Source organism: Candidatus Eisenbacteria bacterium (assembly GCA_016867715.1).
Classification (GTDB): Bacteria; Orphanbacterota; Orphanbacteria; order Orphanbacterales; family Orphanbacteraceae; genus VGIW01.
In genome coordinates, this window is record VGIW01000001.1 from 120,613 (window position 1) to 138,105 (window position 17,493).

Annotated in this window: 18 protein-coding genes; 17 read left to right on the forward strand and 1 reads right to left on the reverse strand. The window is 66.8% G+C overall.

Features of this window, described 5'->3' with window-relative positions; translation table 11 throughout:
• On the reverse strand, positions 1 to 1,866 hold the full coding sequence (locus FJY73_00510) for a M6 family metalloprotease domain-containing protein (GenBank protein MBM3319144.1): 1,866 nt from the start codon (positions 1,864 to 1,866) through the stop codon (positions 1 to 3).
• Between the two features lie 167 nt (positions 1,867 to 2,033).
• Here FJY73_00510 and rfaE1 point away from each other — a divergent pair, with 167 nt between their 5' ends.
• The 17 genes from rfaE1 to FJY73_00595 form a co-directional block, all read left to right on the forward strand.
• On the forward strand, positions 2,034 to 3,023 hold the full coding sequence (rfaE1, locus tag FJY73_00515) for a D-glycero-beta-D-manno-heptose-7-phosphate kinase (protein ID MBM3319145.1): 990 nt from the start codon (positions 2,034 to 2,036) through the stop codon (positions 3,021 to 3,023).
• A 2-nt stretch (positions 3,024 to 3,025) separates the two neighbouring features.
• Positions 3,026 to 3,502: a D-glycero-beta-D-manno-heptose 1-phosphate adenylyltransferase gene (rfaE2, locus tag FJY73_00520; protein ID MBM3319146.1), complete on the forward strand. Its 477-nt coding sequence runs from the start codon at positions 3,026 to 3,028 to the stop codon at positions 3,500 to 3,502.
• Positions 3,503 to 3,637: 135 nt separating this feature from the next.
• A complete protein-coding gene (locus FJY73_00525; protein MBM3319147.1) occupies positions 3,638 to 4,987 on the forward strand; it encodes a GTPase in 1,350 nt (449 codons plus the stop codon).
• Complete coding sequence (gene sucC / locus FJY73_00530) at positions 4,984 to 6,129, forward strand: ADP-forming succinate--CoA ligase subunit beta (protein ID MBM3319148.1); 1,146 nt, start codon at positions 4,984 to 4,986, stop codon at positions 6,127 to 6,129. The genes FJY73_00525 and sucC overlap by 4 nt, the downstream gene beginning before the upstream one ends.
• A complete protein-coding gene (sucD, locus tag FJY73_00535) occupies positions 6,126 to 7,160 on the forward strand; it encodes a succinate--CoA ligase subunit alpha (GenBank protein MBM3319149.1) in 1,035 nt (344 codons plus the stop codon). The genes sucC and sucD overlap by 4 nt, the downstream gene beginning before the upstream one ends.
• Positions 7,157 to 7,579: a nucleoside-diphosphate kinase gene (gene ndk / locus FJY73_00540; GenBank protein ID MBM3319150.1), complete on the forward strand. Its 423-nt coding sequence runs from the start codon at positions 7,157 to 7,159 to the stop codon at positions 7,577 to 7,579. Before sucD ends, ndk begins: the two co-directional genes overlap by 4 nt.
• A 16-nt stretch (positions 7,580 to 7,595) precedes the next feature.
• Positions 7,596 to 8,903 (forward strand): glycosyltransferase, encoded by a 1,308-nt coding sequence (locus tag FJY73_00545; GenBank protein ID MBM3319151.1) that lies wholly within the window; start codon positions 7,596 to 7,598, stop codon positions 8,901 to 8,903.
• Between the two features lie 278 nt (positions 8,904 to 9,181).
• Positions 9,182 to 9,457 (forward strand): HU family DNA-binding protein, encoded by a 276-nt coding sequence (locus FJY73_00550; GenBank protein ID MBM3319152.1) that lies wholly within the window; start codon positions 9,182 to 9,184, stop codon positions 9,455 to 9,457.
• 167 nt (positions 9,458 to 9,624) lie between these two features.
• Positions 9,625 to 10,344, forward strand: a complete 720-nt coding sequence (locus FJY73_00555) for a MotA/TolQ/ExbB proton channel family protein (GenBank protein ID MBM3319153.1) — start codon at positions 9,625 to 9,627, stop codon at positions 10,342 to 10,344.
• A 3-nt stretch (positions 10,345 to 10,347) separates the two neighbouring features.
• Complete coding sequence (locus FJY73_00560; protein ID MBM3319154.1) at positions 10,348 to 10,761, forward strand: biopolymer transporter ExbD; 414 nt, start codon at positions 10,348 to 10,350, stop codon at positions 10,759 to 10,761.
• Positions 10,748 to 11,503: a TonB C-terminal domain-containing protein gene (locus FJY73_00565; GenBank protein ID MBM3319155.1), complete on the forward strand. Its 756-nt coding sequence runs from the start codon at positions 10,748 to 10,750 to the stop codon at positions 11,501 to 11,503. Before FJY73_00560 ends, FJY73_00565 begins: the two co-directional genes overlap by 14 nt.
• The gene (gene tolB / locus FJY73_00570) at positions 11,481 to 12,716 is read left to right on the forward strand and encodes a Tol-Pal system beta propeller repeat protein TolB (protein ID MBM3319156.1); all 1,236 of its coding nucleotides are present in this window, start codon (positions 11,481 to 11,483) and stop codon (positions 12,714 to 12,716) included. The genes FJY73_00565 and tolB overlap by 23 nt, the downstream gene beginning before the upstream one ends.
• Before the next feature lie 77 nt (positions 12,717 to 12,793).
• Complete coding sequence (gene pal, locus FJY73_00575; protein MBM3319157.1) at positions 12,794 to 13,255, forward strand: peptidoglycan-associated lipoprotein Pal; 462 nt, start codon at positions 12,794 to 12,796, stop codon at positions 13,253 to 13,255.
• Between the two features lie 10 nt (positions 13,256 to 13,265).
• Positions 13,266 to 14,033, forward strand: coding sequence for a tol-pal system protein YbgF (gene ybgF / locus FJY73_00580; protein ID MBM3319158.1), 768 nt, complete (start codon positions 13,266 to 13,268; stop codon positions 14,031 to 14,033).
• 43 nt (positions 14,034 to 14,076) lie between these two features.
• On the forward strand, positions 14,077 to 14,790 hold the full coding sequence (locus tag FJY73_00585) for an ABC transporter ATP-binding protein (protein MBM3319159.1): 714 nt from the start codon (positions 14,077 to 14,079) through the stop codon (positions 14,788 to 14,790).
• 1 nt (position 14,791) lies between these two features.
• Positions 14,792 to 16,885 carry a Gldg family protein gene (locus FJY73_00590; protein ID MBM3319160.1) on the forward strand — a complete coding sequence of 698 codons (2,094 nt, stop codon included), beginning with the start codon at positions 14,792 to 14,794 and terminating at the stop codon, positions 16,883 to 16,885.
• The coding region (locus FJY73_00595) for a DUF4340 domain-containing protein (GenBank protein ID MBM3319161.1) at positions 16,882 to 17,493 on the forward strand (612 nt) is incomplete at its 3' end. The genes FJY73_00590 and FJY73_00595, both read left to right, overlap by 4 nt.

Consider the following 17,493-nt stretch of genomic DNA (forward strand, 5'->3'; position numbering starts at 1 on the left):
CTATCGCAGGACCGCGATCCTTCCGGTCTTCGGATCCCCGGCGCCCGCGATCACGTAGAGATAAACTCCGGAGGCGACCTCCTCGCCCGCGTCGTTCCGGCCGTCCCAGAACGCCCGCATCCCCTCCCCGTCGGCGACGATCTCGTCCCCGGCGCGCTCGAGCGTTCGGACGAGACGTCCTCCGAGATCATACAGGCGAACCGAGGTCGTCACCGCATCTTCTTGTGTCCCCGTCGAGATGCGGAATGCGATCGCCGCCTGCTCGTCCTTCGCGGGAGTGAACGGGTTCGGGTACACGTACGGCTCCCCCTTCCGCACGCTCTCGAGATCGAGCGTGAAGGCGATCCTCGCCCCCTGCTCGCGGATCTCGCTGACGGCGACGCCGGAGTACGCGCCCCCGTGCAAAGCGGACGAGGGGCTCGTCTCGTCGGTCCACTCGGTCTTGGAGCCGTAGGGCCAACAATCGGCCTCCTCGCCGAGGTTGAGCGATCCTTGAGGGGTCGAGCTTCCGAGGTTGCCCGGGGCGCCGTCGGTCTCCACGACCCCGAGAAGCCGCTTGGCGAAATCCGCCGACTCGTTCGCCGGCCTTCTTTCGTTGACGTGCCAAATGAGGAGGCCCGATCCCGGAAGATAGGCGTCGAAGCCGACCTGCCTTCGGTTCTCGATCAGGAAGTACTCGCCCGTTCCGCTTCCCTTGCCGTCCCAGTCGATTCCGCCCGGGTTGGAGAGGAGGCGAACGACCTCTCCGCCGCGTTCGACCTCGTCGAGCCGGAGCGCGAGCGGCCCCGAGAAGTCGGGGCCCGCCTCGTAGCCGACCGGGTCGATCCACCCGAGCCACGCCTTGAAGAACGGGTTCACGTGGGAGGGGGAATCCCCCGCGGCCACGGTCCCGGTCGTCCGAAAGGGGAGAAGCGAGCCGGCGTCCATCAGGCAATAGGCTCCGATCGTTGATTCCTGAATGGTCGTGCCGTCTTGGTTGTACGTTCGATAGAGATCGGGAAGCCCGAGGATGTGCCCAAACTCGTGGGCGTACACGCCGGTCTGCCCGATCTCGGGGACCATGTTGTACGGACCGATCCGGACGCCGTCGGCGAGGGTGGGCCCGATGAGACCGAGGATCGCCGGATCGTTCATGTCCGACTTGTGCGACCAGATTTGGCTCGGCCCGAGGTACGGGTCGAAGACACGCTCCGCGCCCGCCCCCGCGTGGAGGACGATGAGCGCGTCGACGATCCCGTCGTCGTCCCCGGAAGAGGGGATTCGGTCCGGCCCGTCGTTGTCGAAGAGGGAGAAGTCGAGCCCGGCGGCGCGCGCGAGATCGACCGCCTCGCGGACGATCCCCCACACGTTTGCCGCGTACGGCTTCGCGGCGAACGCCTCGGCCGATGTGTCGAACCCGTAGTCGTCCTTGGTTCCCGGAGTTCCGTCTCCGTTCACATAGTATCCGTACGGGAGAGAGGAGCGAAGCCAGACGGTAACCGTTCCGCCGATTCGGAAGCGTCCGCCGGAGATCTCGAGATAGTAGTCGCGCATCGTCTCGTTTTGAAGGGCCGACGTCTGGAAATACTCCTTCTCGAAGCGGGATGGAGGATTCGTCGTCCGCCGCGCCTCCTGATCGGTCCAGTCGAGAAGAACGACCACGGCGGCCATCGAGTCGGGCGCGGCGCCCCGGATCGTCTCCGCGAGCGCGGGGACGAGGGCGGTCTCGGAGGAAGCGCCCGCTCTCTTTCCCACGTCCTCGCCGGCCGCCCAGCGCGGATAGAGGCACGAGACCGGGACCGGCTTCGGCGGCGCGGCTCCGGGCGCGGAGGCGAACGCGAGAAGAAGAGCGGCGAGGATCGCGCACGAGCCGTAAGCCCGGCTCAAGAGCCACGCCTTTCCAGCGAGAGCGTTCCGCAACATGGGGAGACTATAACCGTCGGCCGAGCGCCCCGCAACCGCGCCGGGGAGAGTCGCGCGTTGACCGGCTCTCCCGCCGCGTGCATAATCCACGCGTTGTTGAACGCCCGAACGGACGCGAACCGAGGAGCGCGATGACCCCGACGATCGATCCGGCCCGCGCCGCCGACCTCTTCTCCCGCTTCCGCAGCCTTCGCGTGCTCGTGGCGGGGGATCTCATGCTCGACCGGTACGTGTTCGGAGAGGTCTCGAGGATCTCTCCCGAGGCGCCGGTTCCGGTCGTGCGCGTCGTTCGAGAGGAAGAGCGGCTCGGGGGGGCGGCGAACGTCGCTCGGAACCTCCTCGCGCTCGGCGCCGAGCCGATGCTTTGCGGCGTGATCGGCGACGACGCGGACGGCGAGGCTCTCCTCGATCTCCTCGGGGCCGCCGGGATGAGCACGGGCCTCGTCGTTCGCGCGCCCGGGCGCCCCACGACGCGGAAAGTGCGCATCCTCGCAAACCAACAGCAGGTCGTCCGCGTGGATCATGAGCGCGAAGACCCGCTCGACGCAGAGACAGAGGAGAGAATCGGAGATCTTCTCTCCGAGGCGGTCCTTTCCGCAGACGGGCTCGTTCTTTCCGACTACGCGAAGGGGGTCGTCTCCGAAAGGAGCGTGCGTCGGGCGATCGACGCATCGGGCATCAAGCGTCCAGTCTTCGTCGATCCAAAGGTGAAGCATTTCTCGTTCTACCGCGGGGCTTCGCTGGTCACGCCGAATCTCGCCGAGGCGAGCCTCGCGGCGGGGGAGCGGATTATCGACGATGCCTCTCTCCTTCGCGCGGGAAGGCGCCTCCTCGAGATGCTCCCCGGGACCACGGTTCTCGTGACGCGCGGAGCGGAGGGAATGAGCCTCTTCGAGCCGGACGGGACGGTGACGCACATCGGCACGGTCGCGCGGCGAGTCTTCGACGTAACCGGAGCGGGGGACACGGTGATCGCGGCGTTCGCGGCGGCTTCCCTCGCGGGGGGGAGCGGCGTCGAGGCGGCGATCGTGGCGAACCGCGCGGCGGGCGAGGTGGTGCAGGAATCCGGCGCGGCCGCGGTCTCCCTTTCCGCGCTCGAGCGGGCCTTCCGCGGGGAGTGACGATGGGGTGCGTCGTTCGCGAGGAAGAGCTTGTCTTGGAGCGGGCGCGCGCCGCGCGCGAGGGGCTTCGCTTCGTTTTCACGAACGGCTGCTTCGACATCCTCCATGCCGGACATCTCGACGTGCTCCGCGCCGCCAAACGGGCCGGCGATCTCCTCGCGGTCGGGCTCAACACGGACGATTCGGTTCGGAAGCTAAAAGGGGAGGGGAGGCCGCTCGTCGCGGAAGCGGAGCGCGCGGAGCTTCTCGCGGCGCTCGAGATGGTCGACTTCGTTGTGCTCTTCGGCGAGGAGACCCCCGCGCGGCTCATCGAACGACTCCGTCCCGACGTGCTCGTGAAGGGAGGCGACTATTCGCCCGAGACGATCGTCGGCGCGGAGACGGTGCGCGCTGCGGGGGGCGATGTGATCGTCGTCCCCCTTCGGTCCGGACTCTCTACGCAGCGCCTCATCGCGCGCATTGTGGAGCGGTACGGGTAGAGCGAGACGGCTTTCTCCTTGTCCGCGCCGGGAGAGATGCTACAATCAGCCCCTGTGCCGTGGGGGCATGGCCTCATCGGTTCGGCCTCTTCCGCTCCCGATTCCAACGAGAACCGAACAAGGACGGATCGGCAGATGAGAAGAAGACGGGTGGTGATCATGGGAGCCGCCGGACGCGACTTCCACACCTTCAACACGGTCTTTCGGAACGACCCGAACGTGGAGGTTGTCGCGTTCACGGCGACGCAGATCCCGAACATTGACGGCAGGGCGTATCCGCTCGAGCTGGTGGGGCCTCACTATGCCGAGGCGATCCCGATCCTCCCCGAGGCGGAGCTCGGAGATTTGATCCGCGCCAAGCGCGTGGACGAGGTCGTGTTCGCGTATAGCGACGTGACTCACGAGCGGGTGATGAACATCGCCTCGGCAGTGATCGCCGCCGGCCCCGACTTCCGCCTCGCCGGCCTCGAGCGCACCGCGCTCGCGAGCGCGAAGCCGGTCGTCTCGGTCTGCGCGGGACGCACCGGCTCGGGGAAGAGCCAGACGACGCGGCGCGCAGCCGACATTCTCCGCCGGCTCGGCGCGAAAATCGCGGTCGCGCGGCATCCGATGCCGTACGGCGATCTCCGAAAGCAGGTCTTCCAGCGCTTCCGAACTCTTCGGGACCTCGACAAGAACGAGTGCACGATCGAGGAGCGCGAAGAGTACGAACCGCACATCCGGAAGAAGACGACCGTCTTCGCGGGCGTCGACTACGAGAAGATCCTCCGCGCGATGGAGAAGGAAGCGGACGTGATCCTCTGGGACGGCGGGAACAACGATCTCCCCTTCTTCCGTCCCGACCTCGCGATCGTCGTCGTCGATCCGCACCGCCCCGGCGACGAGATCACCTACCATCCCGGCGAGGCGAACGTCCGGATGGCGGATGTTTTGATCATCAATAAAGTGGACACGGCGAATCCGGACCACGTCGAGGAGGTCCGCCGCAACGTAACGGCGATCAACCCGGAGGCGGTTCTGATCGACGCCGCGTCGCCGGTCTCGATCGATCGGCCGAGCCTCGTGCGCGGGAAGCGCGTGCTCGTCGTCGAGGACGGGCCGACCCTCACACACGGAGAAATGGAATACGGAGCCGGCATGGTGGCCGCGATGAAATTCGGCGCCGCCGAGGCGGTCGACCCGCGTCCCTTCGCGAAGGGATCGATCCGGAAGATCTACGAGGACTACCCCGACATCGGTCCTCTCGTGCCGGCGATGGGGTACGGAAAGAAACAGGTGAAGGATCTCGAGGCGACGATCCGCGCGTCCGACGCCGAGGTCGTCGTGATCGGCACGCCGATCGATCTCACCCGGCTGATCGAGATCCCGATCCCGGCGGTGCGCGTGACGTACGAGCTTCAGGAGATCGGCAAGCCGGATCTCGACGAGGTACTCACCCGGTTCTGGAACGGCGTTTCGAAGAAGAAACGGAGCGGGAGAAGATGAAAATCCACGAGTATCAGGCGAGAGAGATCTTCCGCCGGGCGGGGGTCCGCGTGCCGGACGGCGACGCGGTCTCGACCCCCGCGGAGGCGCGCCGCACGGCGGAGAGGATCGGCGTTCCCGTGATGGTGAAGGCGCAGGTCCACGTCGGCGGGCGCGGGAAGGCGGGCGGGATCCGCTACGTCCCGAACTTGGACGATGTGGAGCGGGTCGCGGGCGACGTTCTCGGCATGCAGATCAAGGGCCTCCCGGTGAAGAAGGTGCTCGTGTCGAAGGCGATCGATATCGCCACGGAGGCGTACGTCGGGATGATCCTCGACCGCGATCAGCGGCGGCTCACGTTTCTCGTGAGCCCGGCGGGAGGCGTCGACATCGAGGAGGTGGCGCGCACCTCGCCGGAGAAGATCTTTCGGTTCACGGTCGACCCGAACGTCGGCTTCCGCCCGTACGCGGCCCGCTGGCTCGCCTCGCGCCTGTACGACGATCCGAGGCTCGTGAAGGAAGCGGCGACGATCCTTCTCAAGATGTACGACGCGTTCCTCGCGTGCGATGCCTCTCTCGCGGAGATCAACCCGCTCGTCACGACCCCTTCGGGGGAGGTCTGGGCGATCGACTCGAAGATCAACATCGACGACAGCGGGCTCTTCCGCCGGAAGGAGATCGAGGCGATGCGCGATCTCGACGCGGAGGCGCGGGCGGAGACCCTCGCCCGCGAGAACAACCTCTCTTATGTTCCGCTCGACGGGAACATCGGCTGCGTTGTGAACGGCGCCGGTCTCGCGATGACGACAATGGACGTCATCAAGCACTTCGGCGGGGAGCCGGCGAACTTCCTCGACATCGGCGGAAGCTCGAGCCCGGACAAGGTGGTGGCCGCCCTCGACATCATCACGAGCGACCCGAAGGTCCGCGCGGTTCTCTTCAACATCTTCGGCGGCATCACCCGGTGCGACGACGTGGCGGTCGGAATCCGGACCGCTTTCGAGAGGCGCTCGACGATGCTCCCGATCGTCATTCGCCTCACCGGGACGAACGAGAAACGCGCGAAGGAGATCCTCGAGGAGGCCGGGTACACGACCCTCACCGACATGGACGATGCGGTGCGCGAGGTCGTGGGGCTTGCGGAGAAAGGAGGCCGGTCGTGAGCATCCTGGTGGACAAGAAGACCCGGCTGGTCGTGCAGGGGATCACGGGGCGGGACGGATCGTTTCACGCCCGCGAGATGATTGCCTACGGAACGAACATCGTGGCCGGCGTGACCCCAGGGAAGGGGGGCGAGCGTTTCGACGGGATCCCGATCTTCGACACGGTGCGCGAAGCGGTCGAGAAGGCGCGCGCGAACGCTTCGGTGATCTTCGTCCCTCCGGCGTTCGCGACCGACGCGATGTACGAGGCGATCGAGGCGGGGATCAAGACGATCGTCTGCATCTCGGAGGGGATTCCGGCGCTCGACATGATCGGCCTGTACGACACGATGCGGCGCGAGGGAGTGCGCCTGATCGGCCCGAACTGTCCGGGCGTGATCTCGCCCGGAAAGGCGAAGGTCGGCATCATGCCGGGGCCGATCCACAAGACGGGCCCGGTCGGCGTCGTTTCGCGGAGCGGAACCCTCACGTATGAAGTGGTCGCGAGCCTCATGCGGGTCGGGCTCGGCCAGTCGACCTGCATCGGCATCGGCGGGGATCCGATCGTCGGCTCGACCTTCCTCGACCTTCTCCCGCTCTTCGAGGCGGATCCGGAGACCGGGGGGATCGTTCTGATCGGAGAGATCGGCGGCATGGAAGAGGAACGGGCGGCCGCATACATCGCCAAGCACGTGACGAAGCCGGTCGTCGCGTTCATCGCCGGCCGGACGGCGCCCCCCGGGAAGCGGATGGGGCACGCGGGCGCGATCATCGCGGGCGGGAAGGGGACGGCCGAGGAGAAGATCGCCGCGCTCAAGAAAGCGGGGATACCGGTCGCGAAGCTCCCGTCGGAGATCGGTCCCTTGATGAAGAACGCGCTCGAGAAGAGACCGTCGAAGAAGACCGCGAAGGCCGCTCCGAAGAAGGGGGCGGCTGGGGCGAAAAAGGCCGCCTCGAAGGCGAAGACCGCCGCGAGGAAGCCGGCGCCGAAGCCGCGCGCCGCGAAAAGGCATGCCGCGAAGGGGAAGAAGCCGAGGTCGCGGAAGCGATGAGCGCGGTCGAACGAACCCTCCTCATGGTGAAGCCGGACGCAACCGCTCGGAACCTCACCGGGGAGATCCTTCGGCGGGTCGAGGAGGCGGGGTTCCGCCTCCTCGCGATCCGGATGGTTCGGCTTCGAAAAGATGAAGCCGAAAGCTTCTATGCGGTTCATCGGGAGAGGGAGTTCTTCGCGCCGCTCGTCGAGTACGTCGTGTCCGGAAGCGTGGTGCCGATGGTCTTGGAGAAGGAAGACGCGGTTCGGGCTCTCCGGGATCTGATCGGCCCCACGAAACCCGCGGACGCGAAGAAGGGATCGATCCGCGGCGATTTCGGGCTCGACGTGCAGCGGAACGCGGTGCACGCGTCGGATTCGCCGGAGACGGCCGCGCGCGAGATCGCGTTCTTCTTCTCGGAGCGCGAACGGGTCTGACCGCCGGGGCGGGAAGATGGCGGAGAGGAAGATCCTTCTCGTCTCGTATTACTTCCCGCCCCTCGGCGGCGTGGGCGCCTTCCGCGCGGTGAAGCTCGCGCGCTACCTGCCGCGATTCGGATGGCGCCCGACCGTGCTCACCCTACGAACCCCGTACTATTACTGCATCGACCCGACGCTCGAGCGGGAGCTCGGCGAGGGGGTGCGCGTCGTTCGCACCGAGAGCGCGGACCCGTTCCGTCTCTTCGGGCGGCTTCGTCCGCCCCCGAAGGAGGGGGCGGCGGACGGGACGCGGAGGGATCCGCTCTTCGGCCGGCTCACGCGCTGGGCGAAGAGCGTGAACACGTGGTTCTTCGTTCCGGACAACTCGATCGGGTGGTTTCCGTTCGCCGCGCGCGCGGCGGAGCGGGTCGTCCGAGAGGAAGGGATCGATCTCGTCTACTCGATCAACGTCCCGCAGACCTGCCACCTGATCGGGCGCGCGGCGAAACGGCGCACCGGCGTCGCCTGGGTCGCCGACTTCCGCGACGCCTGGACGGCCAACCCCGATCTCCCCTCGCCGACCTCTCTCCACGCGAAGATGAACCGCGCCCTGGAACGCTCGGTCCTCCGCGAGGCGGACGGGATCGTCTCGGTGAACGACACGATCCGCTCGATCCTGATCGAGGGAGCCGGAGGCAAGGAGGAGGCGCGCTTCCTCACGGTCCACAACGGCTACGACCCGGAGGACTTCGCCGGCCTCGAGCGGAAGCGTTTCGATCGCTTCACGATGGTTTTTGTCGGAACGTTTCATAAGCGAACGGACCCGCGCCTCCTGCTCGCCCCGTATCGGGAGTGTCTCCGATCGGGGTGGATTCCGCGGGGAGCCTCGCGAGTCGTCGTGGTCGGCGCGCAAAGCGCGCGCACGCTGGAGGCGGTCCGCGCGCTCGGCCTCGAGGAGGAGGTCGAGACGACCGGGTTCGTCGCGCATCGGGAGAGCCTCGCGTGGATGGTCTCGGCGGATCTCCTCCTTCAGGTGATCGCGCCGGGGCCCGGAAGCGACCAGATCGTCTCCGGAAAGCTTTATGAATACATGATCGCGGGTCCCCCGGTTCTTACGATCGGCCCGGAGGGGGAAGCGCGGCGAATGGTTCTCGATCTTCGTCTCGGTTCCGCCGCCGATGTCTCGCGCCCCGAGGATGTGGCGGAGAAGCTGGCGGACGCTTTTCGCGCGTGGAAGGAGGGGACGTTCGCGTCATCCGCGCCCTGCGAGGCGGTCGAGCGCTTCGCCTTCGGGGCGCAGACCGCGATCCTCGACGAGTTCCTTCGACGTCTTCTTCGTTGAGAAACCGTCCTTCGCTCGTTCTTGCCGAACGGAAGAGAATTCGCCGCTTCGGGCCGCATCATCGCCAAGTTTTTGAGCATCCCATCTGGTCTTCCTAAGAGTGCCGCGATCGACATTCGTAATTGATTGTTATACAAGCTGTTAGAATGACGCTTCTCGGGTAGATTCTCGGTTCGTTTGGCACCGTCCTTGCGTATGGAGGATGCGTTTCACAACCCTCCCTTCGGGCCGCGCCGTGTCCGGGGCGGCCGTCGAAGGGAATTGGAGGAAGGAAGGAAATGAACAAGAGCCAGCTCGTGAAGTACGTCTCCTACAAGACGAGGCTCCCGCAGAAGGATGTCTGGATGGCGGTCGAGACGACGCTCGACTGCATCAAGCGTTACACGCCGCGCCGCGGCGGGGTGAAGATCCCCGGTTTCGGCAGCTTCTACTGCGCCACGCAGAAGCCGCAGCGGAAGTGGAACGCGAGGACGAAGCGCTACCAGTACACGAAGCAGTACCGGGAGGTCTACTTCACCCCGACCCGGACCTGGTGGAAGAACATCCAGAGCTAGCACCTGAAGCCGAGTTCCCCGCGCCCGCCTTTTCGAAGGCGGGCGTCTTTTTTTGAGGTCTCGTTGACACCTTTCGGGGTGTTACCTATACTCGCGCGCGGCGTCGAGGCATGTATCCGTCGCGCACGAAAGAAGTTGGCGATGCGCGCCGCGGAAGGGAGGAGCGAATGCCGCTGGCCCCGATGGGCCCCTCGGGGACGCTCGAGGGGAACGTATGGACTCTGGTGGCCCATTCCGGGCCGGTCGCGAAGACGGTTCTCTTGATCCTTCTCGTTTTCTCCGTGGTCTCTTGGGCGATCATCTTGGAGAAAGTGGTGCGCTTCCGAAAGGTGGACGGCGCGTCGCGCGCGTTCCGGCGCGATTTCGCGGGAAGCGATCTCGCGGAAGCGATCCGGCGCTGCGTGGGCGGAGGGTACGAGGCGACGCCTCTGCGCGTGCTTCTCGTCTCCGGGGTCCGCGAGGGACATGGTTCATCGGCGAAAGAAGCATACCTCATGGATGACATCGAGAAGCCGGGGGGGCTGCCGTCGGAAGATCGGGGGCGGATCGAGCGGGCGGTGGAACGGACGGCGCAGCGAGAGCTTCAGACGCTCGAAAAGCACCTCGTCTTCCTCGCCTCCACCGCGAACGCGACCCCCTTCATCGGTCTCTTCGGAACGGTGTGGGGCGTGATGGACGCGTTCCTGGCGATGGGGATGAAGGGCTCGACCAACCTCGCGACGGTCGGGCCCGGCATCGCCGAGGCGCTCATCGCGACGGTGGCGGGTCTCGCGGCCGCGATCCCCGCGGTCGTCGCTTACAACCACTTCCTCGGGCGGATTCGGAACTACTCGATCGACTTTGAGCGCTTCGGTTCCCTGCTCGCGGATCGCCTGACGAGGAGATAGACGTTGGCTCGAGACGAGTTCCATCCCCTCTCCCAGATCAACGTCACGCCGCTCGTGGACGTCATCCTCGTCCTCCTTATCATCTTCATGCTCACCGCTCCTCTCCTCAAGGAGGGGCTCGACGTCGATCTTCCGAAGGCGGAGGCGCAGGGGATCGACATGAGCGACGCGTGGATCCTCACGGTGACCCGCGACGGCACCCTCTACCTCAACGAGAGGAAGATGATGCCCGAGGAGCTCGAGGCGGCGGTCCGAACGACGGTGCTCCCCTCCGGAGGGAGGGAGGTCTATGTCCGGGGCGACGCGCAAGTTCCATACGGCGTGGTGGTCCGTCTCGTCGGGGTCCTCAAGCGCTCGGGAATCGAAGCGGTCGGCCTCGTCACGCAGCCGGAGGAGCGCTCCCATGCGGGTTCCTAGAGGCCTGCCTCCCTACCTCGGCGTTTCGCTCGTTCTCCACGCCGCCCTCTTCTTCGTCTACGTGCGGTCGGTGAGCGGCGCCCGTTTCGCGGTCCCGCACCCGGGAGCGTATCGGGTGAGCCTCGTCCAGCTCCCCGGCGGGTCGGGGCCGGCCCCGGGAGAGGGACCGGGCCCGGCGGCCAAGGCTCCGGAGCCGGAGAAGAAGGACGAGAAGACGGTGCGCATCCCGGAGAAGCCCCGGCCGATGAAAAAGACCGAACCGTCAAAAAACGAACCGAAAAAGACCGATGTCAAAAAGAAAGACACGACCCGAACGAGAGAGAGGCCGCCGGAAGAGGGGACCTCGAGCGGATCGGGCGGCGAGGGCGGCTCCGGGGCCGGGACCGGGATAGGAACCGGAACGGGTTCCGGGTTCGGCTCCGGGTCCGGCATCGTGGGACTCGACGGCGCCGACTTCCCGTTCCTTTACTACCTCGCGCTGATCGAGGCGCGGATCGGCGATCGCTGGGTGCCGCCCGAAGGGCTCGTCTCCGGAGGGAAGCCGCCGAGCGCGACCGTCCGCTTCGATATCCACCGCGACGGGCGGGTGCACGGCCCGAAAGTGAGCGAAAGCTCCGGCATCTCGTATTTCGATCTGTCGGCGATCCGCGCGGTCCTCGAGTCGGATCCGTTTCCGCCGCTCCCGGACGGATTTCCGGGAGACCGTTTGGGGGTGTTCTTTGTCTTCCGTTTCGAGAGGTAGCATCGTTCTTCTCCTGATGCTTCTCCCGGGGACGGTCCTCGGCCAGACCGAGGTCTGGCTCGGGGTCACCAAGCTCCGCGCGACGCGCATCCCGATCGGGGTTCGCTCCTTCGGCGGGGACCCGGCGCTCGCGGCGACCCTGGAGGAGACGGTCGTTCGCGATCTTTCGATCGCGGGGTTCTTCGAGATGATCCCGTGGAACTCGGACGACACCCTTCGGGCGCGTGCCGTCGTCTCCGGAACGGCGGACGCGGAGAGGGGATCGCTCGAGGGGCTTCTCGATCAAGCGCCCGGAGGGCGGAGGATCGTCGCGCGCCGATACGGGATCGAGTCGGAAGGGCCGAGGGGGGCCGCGCACCGCTTCTCCGACGACGTGATCTACCACCTCACCGGGGAGAGAGGGCTCTCGCGAACCCGGATCGTCTTCTCGCGGACGGACGGCCGCGTCGCCGACCTTTACGCGGTCGATTGGGACGGCGCGAACCTCCGGCGGATCCTCGGGAACGGCTCTTTGAACATCACGCCGCGCTGGTCCCCGGACGGCGGAAAAGTCCTTTATACATCCTATATACGCGGCGAGCCGGACATCTACTGGATGGACGCGGGCGGCGGTGCGGGAGGGCCGGTCGTGCAGTCGCTCGGCATGAGCAGCGCCCCGGCTTGGTCCCCCGACGGGAAGCGGATCGCCTTCATGATGTCCCGGGACGGGAACTCGGAGATCTACCTGATGAACCGGGACGGGAAGGGCCTCCGCCGCCTCACCTATCACGACGGGATCGACACCTCGCCCTCGTGGGCGCCGAATGGCCGGCAGATCGTCTTCGTCTCCGATCGGTCGGGAAGGCCGCAGATCTACCGGATGAACGACGACGGCTCCGATGTCACGCGCCTCACCTACTCGGGCGGGTACAACGCCTCCCCCAAGTGGTCCCCCCTGGGGGATCGGATCGTTTACGTCTCGCGGGAGGAAGGCGGATTCCAGGTACGAGTTCTTGACATGACCGATCAAGAATCGTACCTTCTTACGCTTGGAAGCGGAAGCAACGAGGATCCGGAGTGGTCTCCGGATGGCCGGCACATTGTTTTCTCTTCGTCCCGTACCGGGGAGAGAAAGCTTTACGTGATGCTCGCCGACGGGAGCGACGTGCGGCTTCTCGCATCGGGTGACGGGGGAGATTACTCACCATCCTGGTCCCCCCGGCCGAGGAACTAGCTCGGCCGAGGAGGGGATGGAGGGAGGCTACCATGGCAAGCAAGAAGACGGCGCTATTCCTTATCGCCTGCCTGCTGATGATTCCGCTCGTTGTCTCCTGCGGCGGGAAGAAGAAGGCTCCGCCGCCGACGCCGACGCAGAAGGAGACGCCGAGGGAGACGGTGGCGCCGGTCCCCGAGGAGAAGCCGGCCGAGGCGCCTGCCGCGTACGAGTTCGTCGACATCAACTTCGATTTCGACAAGCACGACCTCAAGCCGGGCGCGCAGAAGATCCTCGCCCAGCACGCGAAGGTTCTTTCGGAGAACAAGGGCTGGAGGGTGAGGATCGAGGGACACTGCGACGAGCGCGGCACGGTCGAGTACAACCTCGGGCTCGGCGAGCGGCGGGCGAACGCCGCCAAGAACTACCTCGTGCAGTACGGCGTGGACGCGGCCAACATCACGACCGTCACGTACGGGAAGGAGAGGCCGAAGGACAGGCGCAGCAACGAAGAGGGCTGGGCGATCAATCGGCGCGCCGAGTTCCACGTGACCAAGTAGGAAGATTGAAGTGAATCGCATAACGAGCGCCTTGTCTCTTCTCGCGGCGGCGTCGGTGTTCGCGGGATGCTACGGCAGGGCGCTCGTGCGCGGTCCGATCACGACCGAGGAGAGCGCGGAGTCGATCGCGCGCATCCGAGAAGACCAGATCGAATCGGAGAAGCGACTGGCCCGCCTCGAAACCCTGGCCGCAGAGCAAGCCTCGCTCCTCCGCGAGCTACGGGCGGGCTGGACGGCGGATCGGGAGGAGAGCCTCCGCAGGGCGCAGAACCTCGAACAGCGAATTGTGGAGAGCATGGACCGGGTGCAGCGCGTCGAGGGGAAGGTGGATCGTCTCCTCTATCGTTCGGGCCAAGCCCCGCCTCCGGAGGCGGGCCGCCCGGCGGACACCACCGCGGTCGCGATCGATCCGAAGCCGCTCTACGACGCCGCCTATCTCGACCTCATCCGCGGAAACTACCGGGCCGCGCGCGCGGGATTCGAGGCGTTCCTCGAGGCGTATCCGGCGAGCGCGCTCTCCGACGACGCGAGCTACTGGATCGGGGAGTGCTTCCTCGCGGAAGGAGATCCGCGCGAGGCGGCGAACCACTTTCAGCGTGTTGCCAGGGACTTCCCCGACTCGGAGCGAGTGGCCGCGGCTCTTCTCAAGCTCGCGACCTGCTACCTCGACCTCGGAGAGAAACAGGAAGCGCGGAAGGTCCTCACGCGAATCATCGAGGAGCATCCGAACGCGGTGGAAGCCTCCCTCGCGAAGGAGAGGCTTCGCGGGACCGGTTGATTCTCCGGCGGCCGCCCTCCCCTCGAACGGAGTGAACGCGCGCGTGATCCGGGTCACCGATCTGTCGGTTCGGTTCGGACGGCGGACGGCGCTGTCGGGCGTTTCGTTCGAGGTTCGGCGCGGGGAGCTCGCCGTGCTTCTCGGTCCGAACGGGGCTGGGAAGAGCACCGCGCTTCGCGTCCTCGCCGGAACGCATCCTCCCGACTCCGGTTCCGCCGAGGCGGCGGGCTTTGACGTCGCGGCGAGCCCGCTCGAAGCTCGGCGGAGGATCGGGTTTCTTCCCGAGCGCGTTCCCGTCGACGACGGGATGAAGACGCGCTGCTATCTTCGCTTCGTCGCCGATCTCAAAGGGATTGACCCGAAGAATCGGGAGGGCGCGATCGAGTGGGCGCTCGACCGCTCGGGCGCCGGGCCGGTCTCCGAACGGCGGATCGGCCCTCTCTCGCTCGGCTTTCGGCAACGGGTCGGCTTGGCGCAGGCGCTTCTCGGGGACCCGGAGGTTCTTCTCCTCGACGAGCCGACGGCCGCTCTCGATCCGGAGGAGACCGCCGCCCTTCGCGAGCGGCTTCGCGGCCTTCGGTCGGAGCGCACGATTCTCCTCTCCACGCACGATCTCGACGAGGCCTCGCGGCTTGCCGACCGGGTTCTCGTGCTCCACGAAGGGCGGTTGGCCGCCAACGGCGCTCCGGAGGCGTTTCAAGGCGAGGGCGCGACGCTCGAGGAGGTCTACCTCCGCCTCGTCCGGGGAGACGCTTGACATGCGAACCGTCTTGGCTTTCGCTCGGCGCGAGCTCGGCGGCTTCGTCCATTCCCCGATCGCCTGCGCCGCGGGGACGGTCTTCCTCTTCCTCGCGGGTTTCTTCTTCCGCGGGCACGTGCTCTTCTATCATCTGCAATCCTTCCAGGCCGGAGCGAGACCTCCCGGCGCCGAGCCGCTCCGGATCTCCGACGGGATCCTCCGGCCGTTCTTCGGCACGATGAGCGTTCTCGTTCTCCTCGTCCTCCCGTTTCTTGCCGCGCGCCTCTTTGCGAGAGAAAAGAGAAGCGGATCGCTCGCGCTCCTCCTCAGCTATCCGATCCGTCCCATTCACGCGGTTCTCGGAAAGTTCGCCGGGGCGCTTCTCTTCCTCGCGGTTCTTCTTCTCGCGAGCGCGGTGCTTCCGGCGTTCCTGCTCTTCGCTTCGGCTCCGGACGCGGGGGTTCTCGCCGGGGGGTACGCGGGGCTCTTTCTCTTCGGCGCAACGTTCTTGGCGCTTGGGCTTCTCGCCTCCTCGCTCACCGCGAGCGCGGCCGTCGCCGCCATCTGGACCGTCGGGTTCTTCGTGCTCGCGTGGGGGATCGGTTGGAGCGCGGCGTTCGGCGGACCGGCTGCGGGACGGGCTCTCGAGTCGATCTCTTTCTTCCATCGGTATGCGCGCTCCAGCGCCGGAATACTCGAGGCGGGGGACGCCCTCTTCTTCCTCGCGTGGATCGCCTTTCCGCTTTTCTTGGCCGCTCGGGTCGTCGGGACGAGAGGGTGGAGGGATGTGACGGTCCGCGGGATCGGCTTCTTCGTCGCGATCGGCCTTCTCCTCGCGGCGGCGGTGGTCGCGGCGGATCGTCACGGTCCGCGTATCGACATCACGTCCGAGGGGGAGCACGCGCTCGCGCCCGGCACGGTCGAGATCCTCGCTCGGCTCGACGGGCCGCTTGAGGCGACCGCCTTCTATCGGCCGGGGGATCCCGGCGCCTCGCTCGCTCGCGATCTCCTGGAGAGGTTCGCGGGCGCGAGCTCCCGGTTCGCGTACTCGATCGTCGATCCGGATCGGAACCCAGGAGTCGCGCGGGCGCTCGGACTTCGGGCGTACGGAGCGATCATCCTAAAGAAGGAGGGACGGCGCGAGACCGTGCTCGCGCGAGACGAGGCGGAGATCGCCGCGGGGGTTCTTCGACTTCTGGAGAAGGAGCCTCGCCGGGTTCGCTTTCTCGCCGGCCGCGGAGAGAAGGACCCGGAGGAGAGAGGGGACAGCGGGTACTCGCGCGCGGCGGAGCGGCTTCGCAAGGCGGGCCTCGGCGTCGAGCGCGGGTCTCAGGCCTCGGAGAAGGGTGTCCACGACGAGGCGGGGGCGCTTGTCCTCGCGGGACCGATCCAGACGCTCCAACCGGAGGAGATCGATCATCTGGAGGAGTTCGTGCGGCGCGGGGGGCGGCTCGCGGTTCTCATCGACCCGGACGGATCTTCGAACATCAACGATCTTCTCGGGCGGTTCGGCATCGAGGCGGCCGACGAGGTGATCGTCGATCCGTCGAGCCGTCTGTTCGGAGCGGATCTTCAGGTTCCGATCGTCGCCGAATACGATCGGCACGACGCGACGCGCGCGCTCCGCGGGAGGAGCGTCTTCCCGCGCGCCCGACCGCTCCGTCTCCGCCACGAAGAGGCGAGAGGGGAGATCCGCTCCCTCTTTCGCGCGGGGCCCGAGGCGCGGGGGGAGGCCGACTCGCTCCGGCTCGCGCGCGGGACGCTCGAGCTTCGCGAGGGAAACCACGAAGGACCGCTCCTCCTCGGAGCCGTCGTTTCGGTTCGCGCCGAGGGGAACCGGACCGGCCGGCTCGCCGTCATCGGCGATTCCGATTTCGCGTCGAACCTCTTCATCGAGATCGGGGTAAACGGAGATCTCTTCGTCGATCTGATCGGATGGTTGGCGAGGGGGGACGGTCCCCTCGGGATCCGGACGCGGTCGCTCGCGAGCGAGCCGCTCCTCCTCTCGGATCGCGAGGCGAAGACGCTCGCCGTCTTTTCGCTCGGGATCGTGCCGGGCGCCTACCTCCTCGCCTCTCTCGCCGTTCTGATCCGCTGGAGGAGGGGATCGTGAGAACCGCGCGCGCCGTGATCTTCGTCGCGATCCTTCTTCTCGCCGCCGCGCTCCTACTACGCGAGAGGGGCGGGCCGGCCGAGGAGCGGGCGCCTCTCTTTCGCGCGCGGGCGGAGACGGTCGATCGGCTCGCGATTCGGAACGACTCCCTCGATGGGGTCTTTCGAAAGGAGGGAGACGAGTGGCGGATCGAGCGGCCGGTCGAGGATCGAGCGGATCCGGTACGCATGGAGGCGATTCTTCGCGCGATCCTTGAGACGACAATCATCCGCGTCGTCGACGAAGCTCCGGAGGATCCGGCCCTCTACGGGCTCGATCCGCCGGCGGGGACGATCGCGGTCGCGGAGGAGACGGCGTCGATCGGCGCGCGGAACCCGACGGCGGACGGGGTCTATGTTCTCCGCCCGCACGCCCGCGCGGTTCTTCTCGCGGACAACGCGCTTCTCCCGGCCGCCACGCTCTCTCTCGACCGCGTGCGCGAGCGGGTTCTTCTCCGATTCCCGGTCCGTACGGCGGAAAGGTTGGTCGTTCGCCGAGGGGGCGAGACGAGAACGCTTCGTAGAGAGGTGAGAAACCGCTGGCGGATCGAGGAGCTCGACGTGCGCGCG

Bases quoted from the DNA above. Each gene is read 5' to 3' on its own strand.
- rfaE1 (MBM3319145.1), top strand. From the start codon at position 2,034: ATGACCCCGACGATCGATCCGGCCCGCGCCGCCGACCTCTTCTCCCGC.
- FJY73_00555 (MBM3319153.1), top strand. From the start codon at position 9,625: ATGCCGCTGGCCCCGATGGGCCCCTCGGGGACGCTCGAGGGGAACGTA.
- pal (MBM3319157.1), top strand. From the start codon at position 12,794: ATGATTCCGCTCGTTGTCTCCTGCGGCGGGAAGAAGAAGGCTCCGCCG.
- ndk (MBM3319150.1), top strand. From the start codon at position 7,157: ATGAGCGCGGTCGAACGAACCCTCCTCATGGTGAAGCCGGACGCAACC.
- FJY73_00565 (MBM3319155.1), top strand. From the start codon at position 10,748: ATGCGGGTTCCTAGAGGCCTGCCTCCCTACCTCGGCGTTTCGCTCGTT.
- FJY73_00525 (MBM3319147.1), top strand. From the start codon at position 3,638: ATGAGAAGAAGACGGGTGGTGATCATGGGAGCCGCCGGACGCGACTTC.
- FJY73_00545 (MBM3319151.1), top strand. From the start codon at position 7,596: ATGGCGGAGAGGAAGATCCTTCTCGTCTCGTATTACTTCCCGCCCCTC.
- FJY73_00590 (MBM3319160.1), top strand. From the start codon at position 14,792: ATGCGAACCGTCTTGGCTTTCGCTCGGCGCGAGCTCGGCGGCTTCGTC.
- sucC (MBM3319148.1), top strand. From the start codon at position 4,984: ATGAAAATCCACGAGTATCAGGCGAGAGAGATCTTCCGCCGGGCGGGG.
- rfaE2 (MBM3319146.1), top strand. From the start codon at position 3,026: ATGGGGTGCGTCGTTCGCGAGGAAGAGCTTGTCTTGGAGCGGGCGCGC.
- FJY73_00550 (MBM3319152.1), top strand. From the start codon at position 9,182: ATGAACAAGAGCCAGCTCGTGAAGTACGTCTCCTACAAGACGAGGCTC.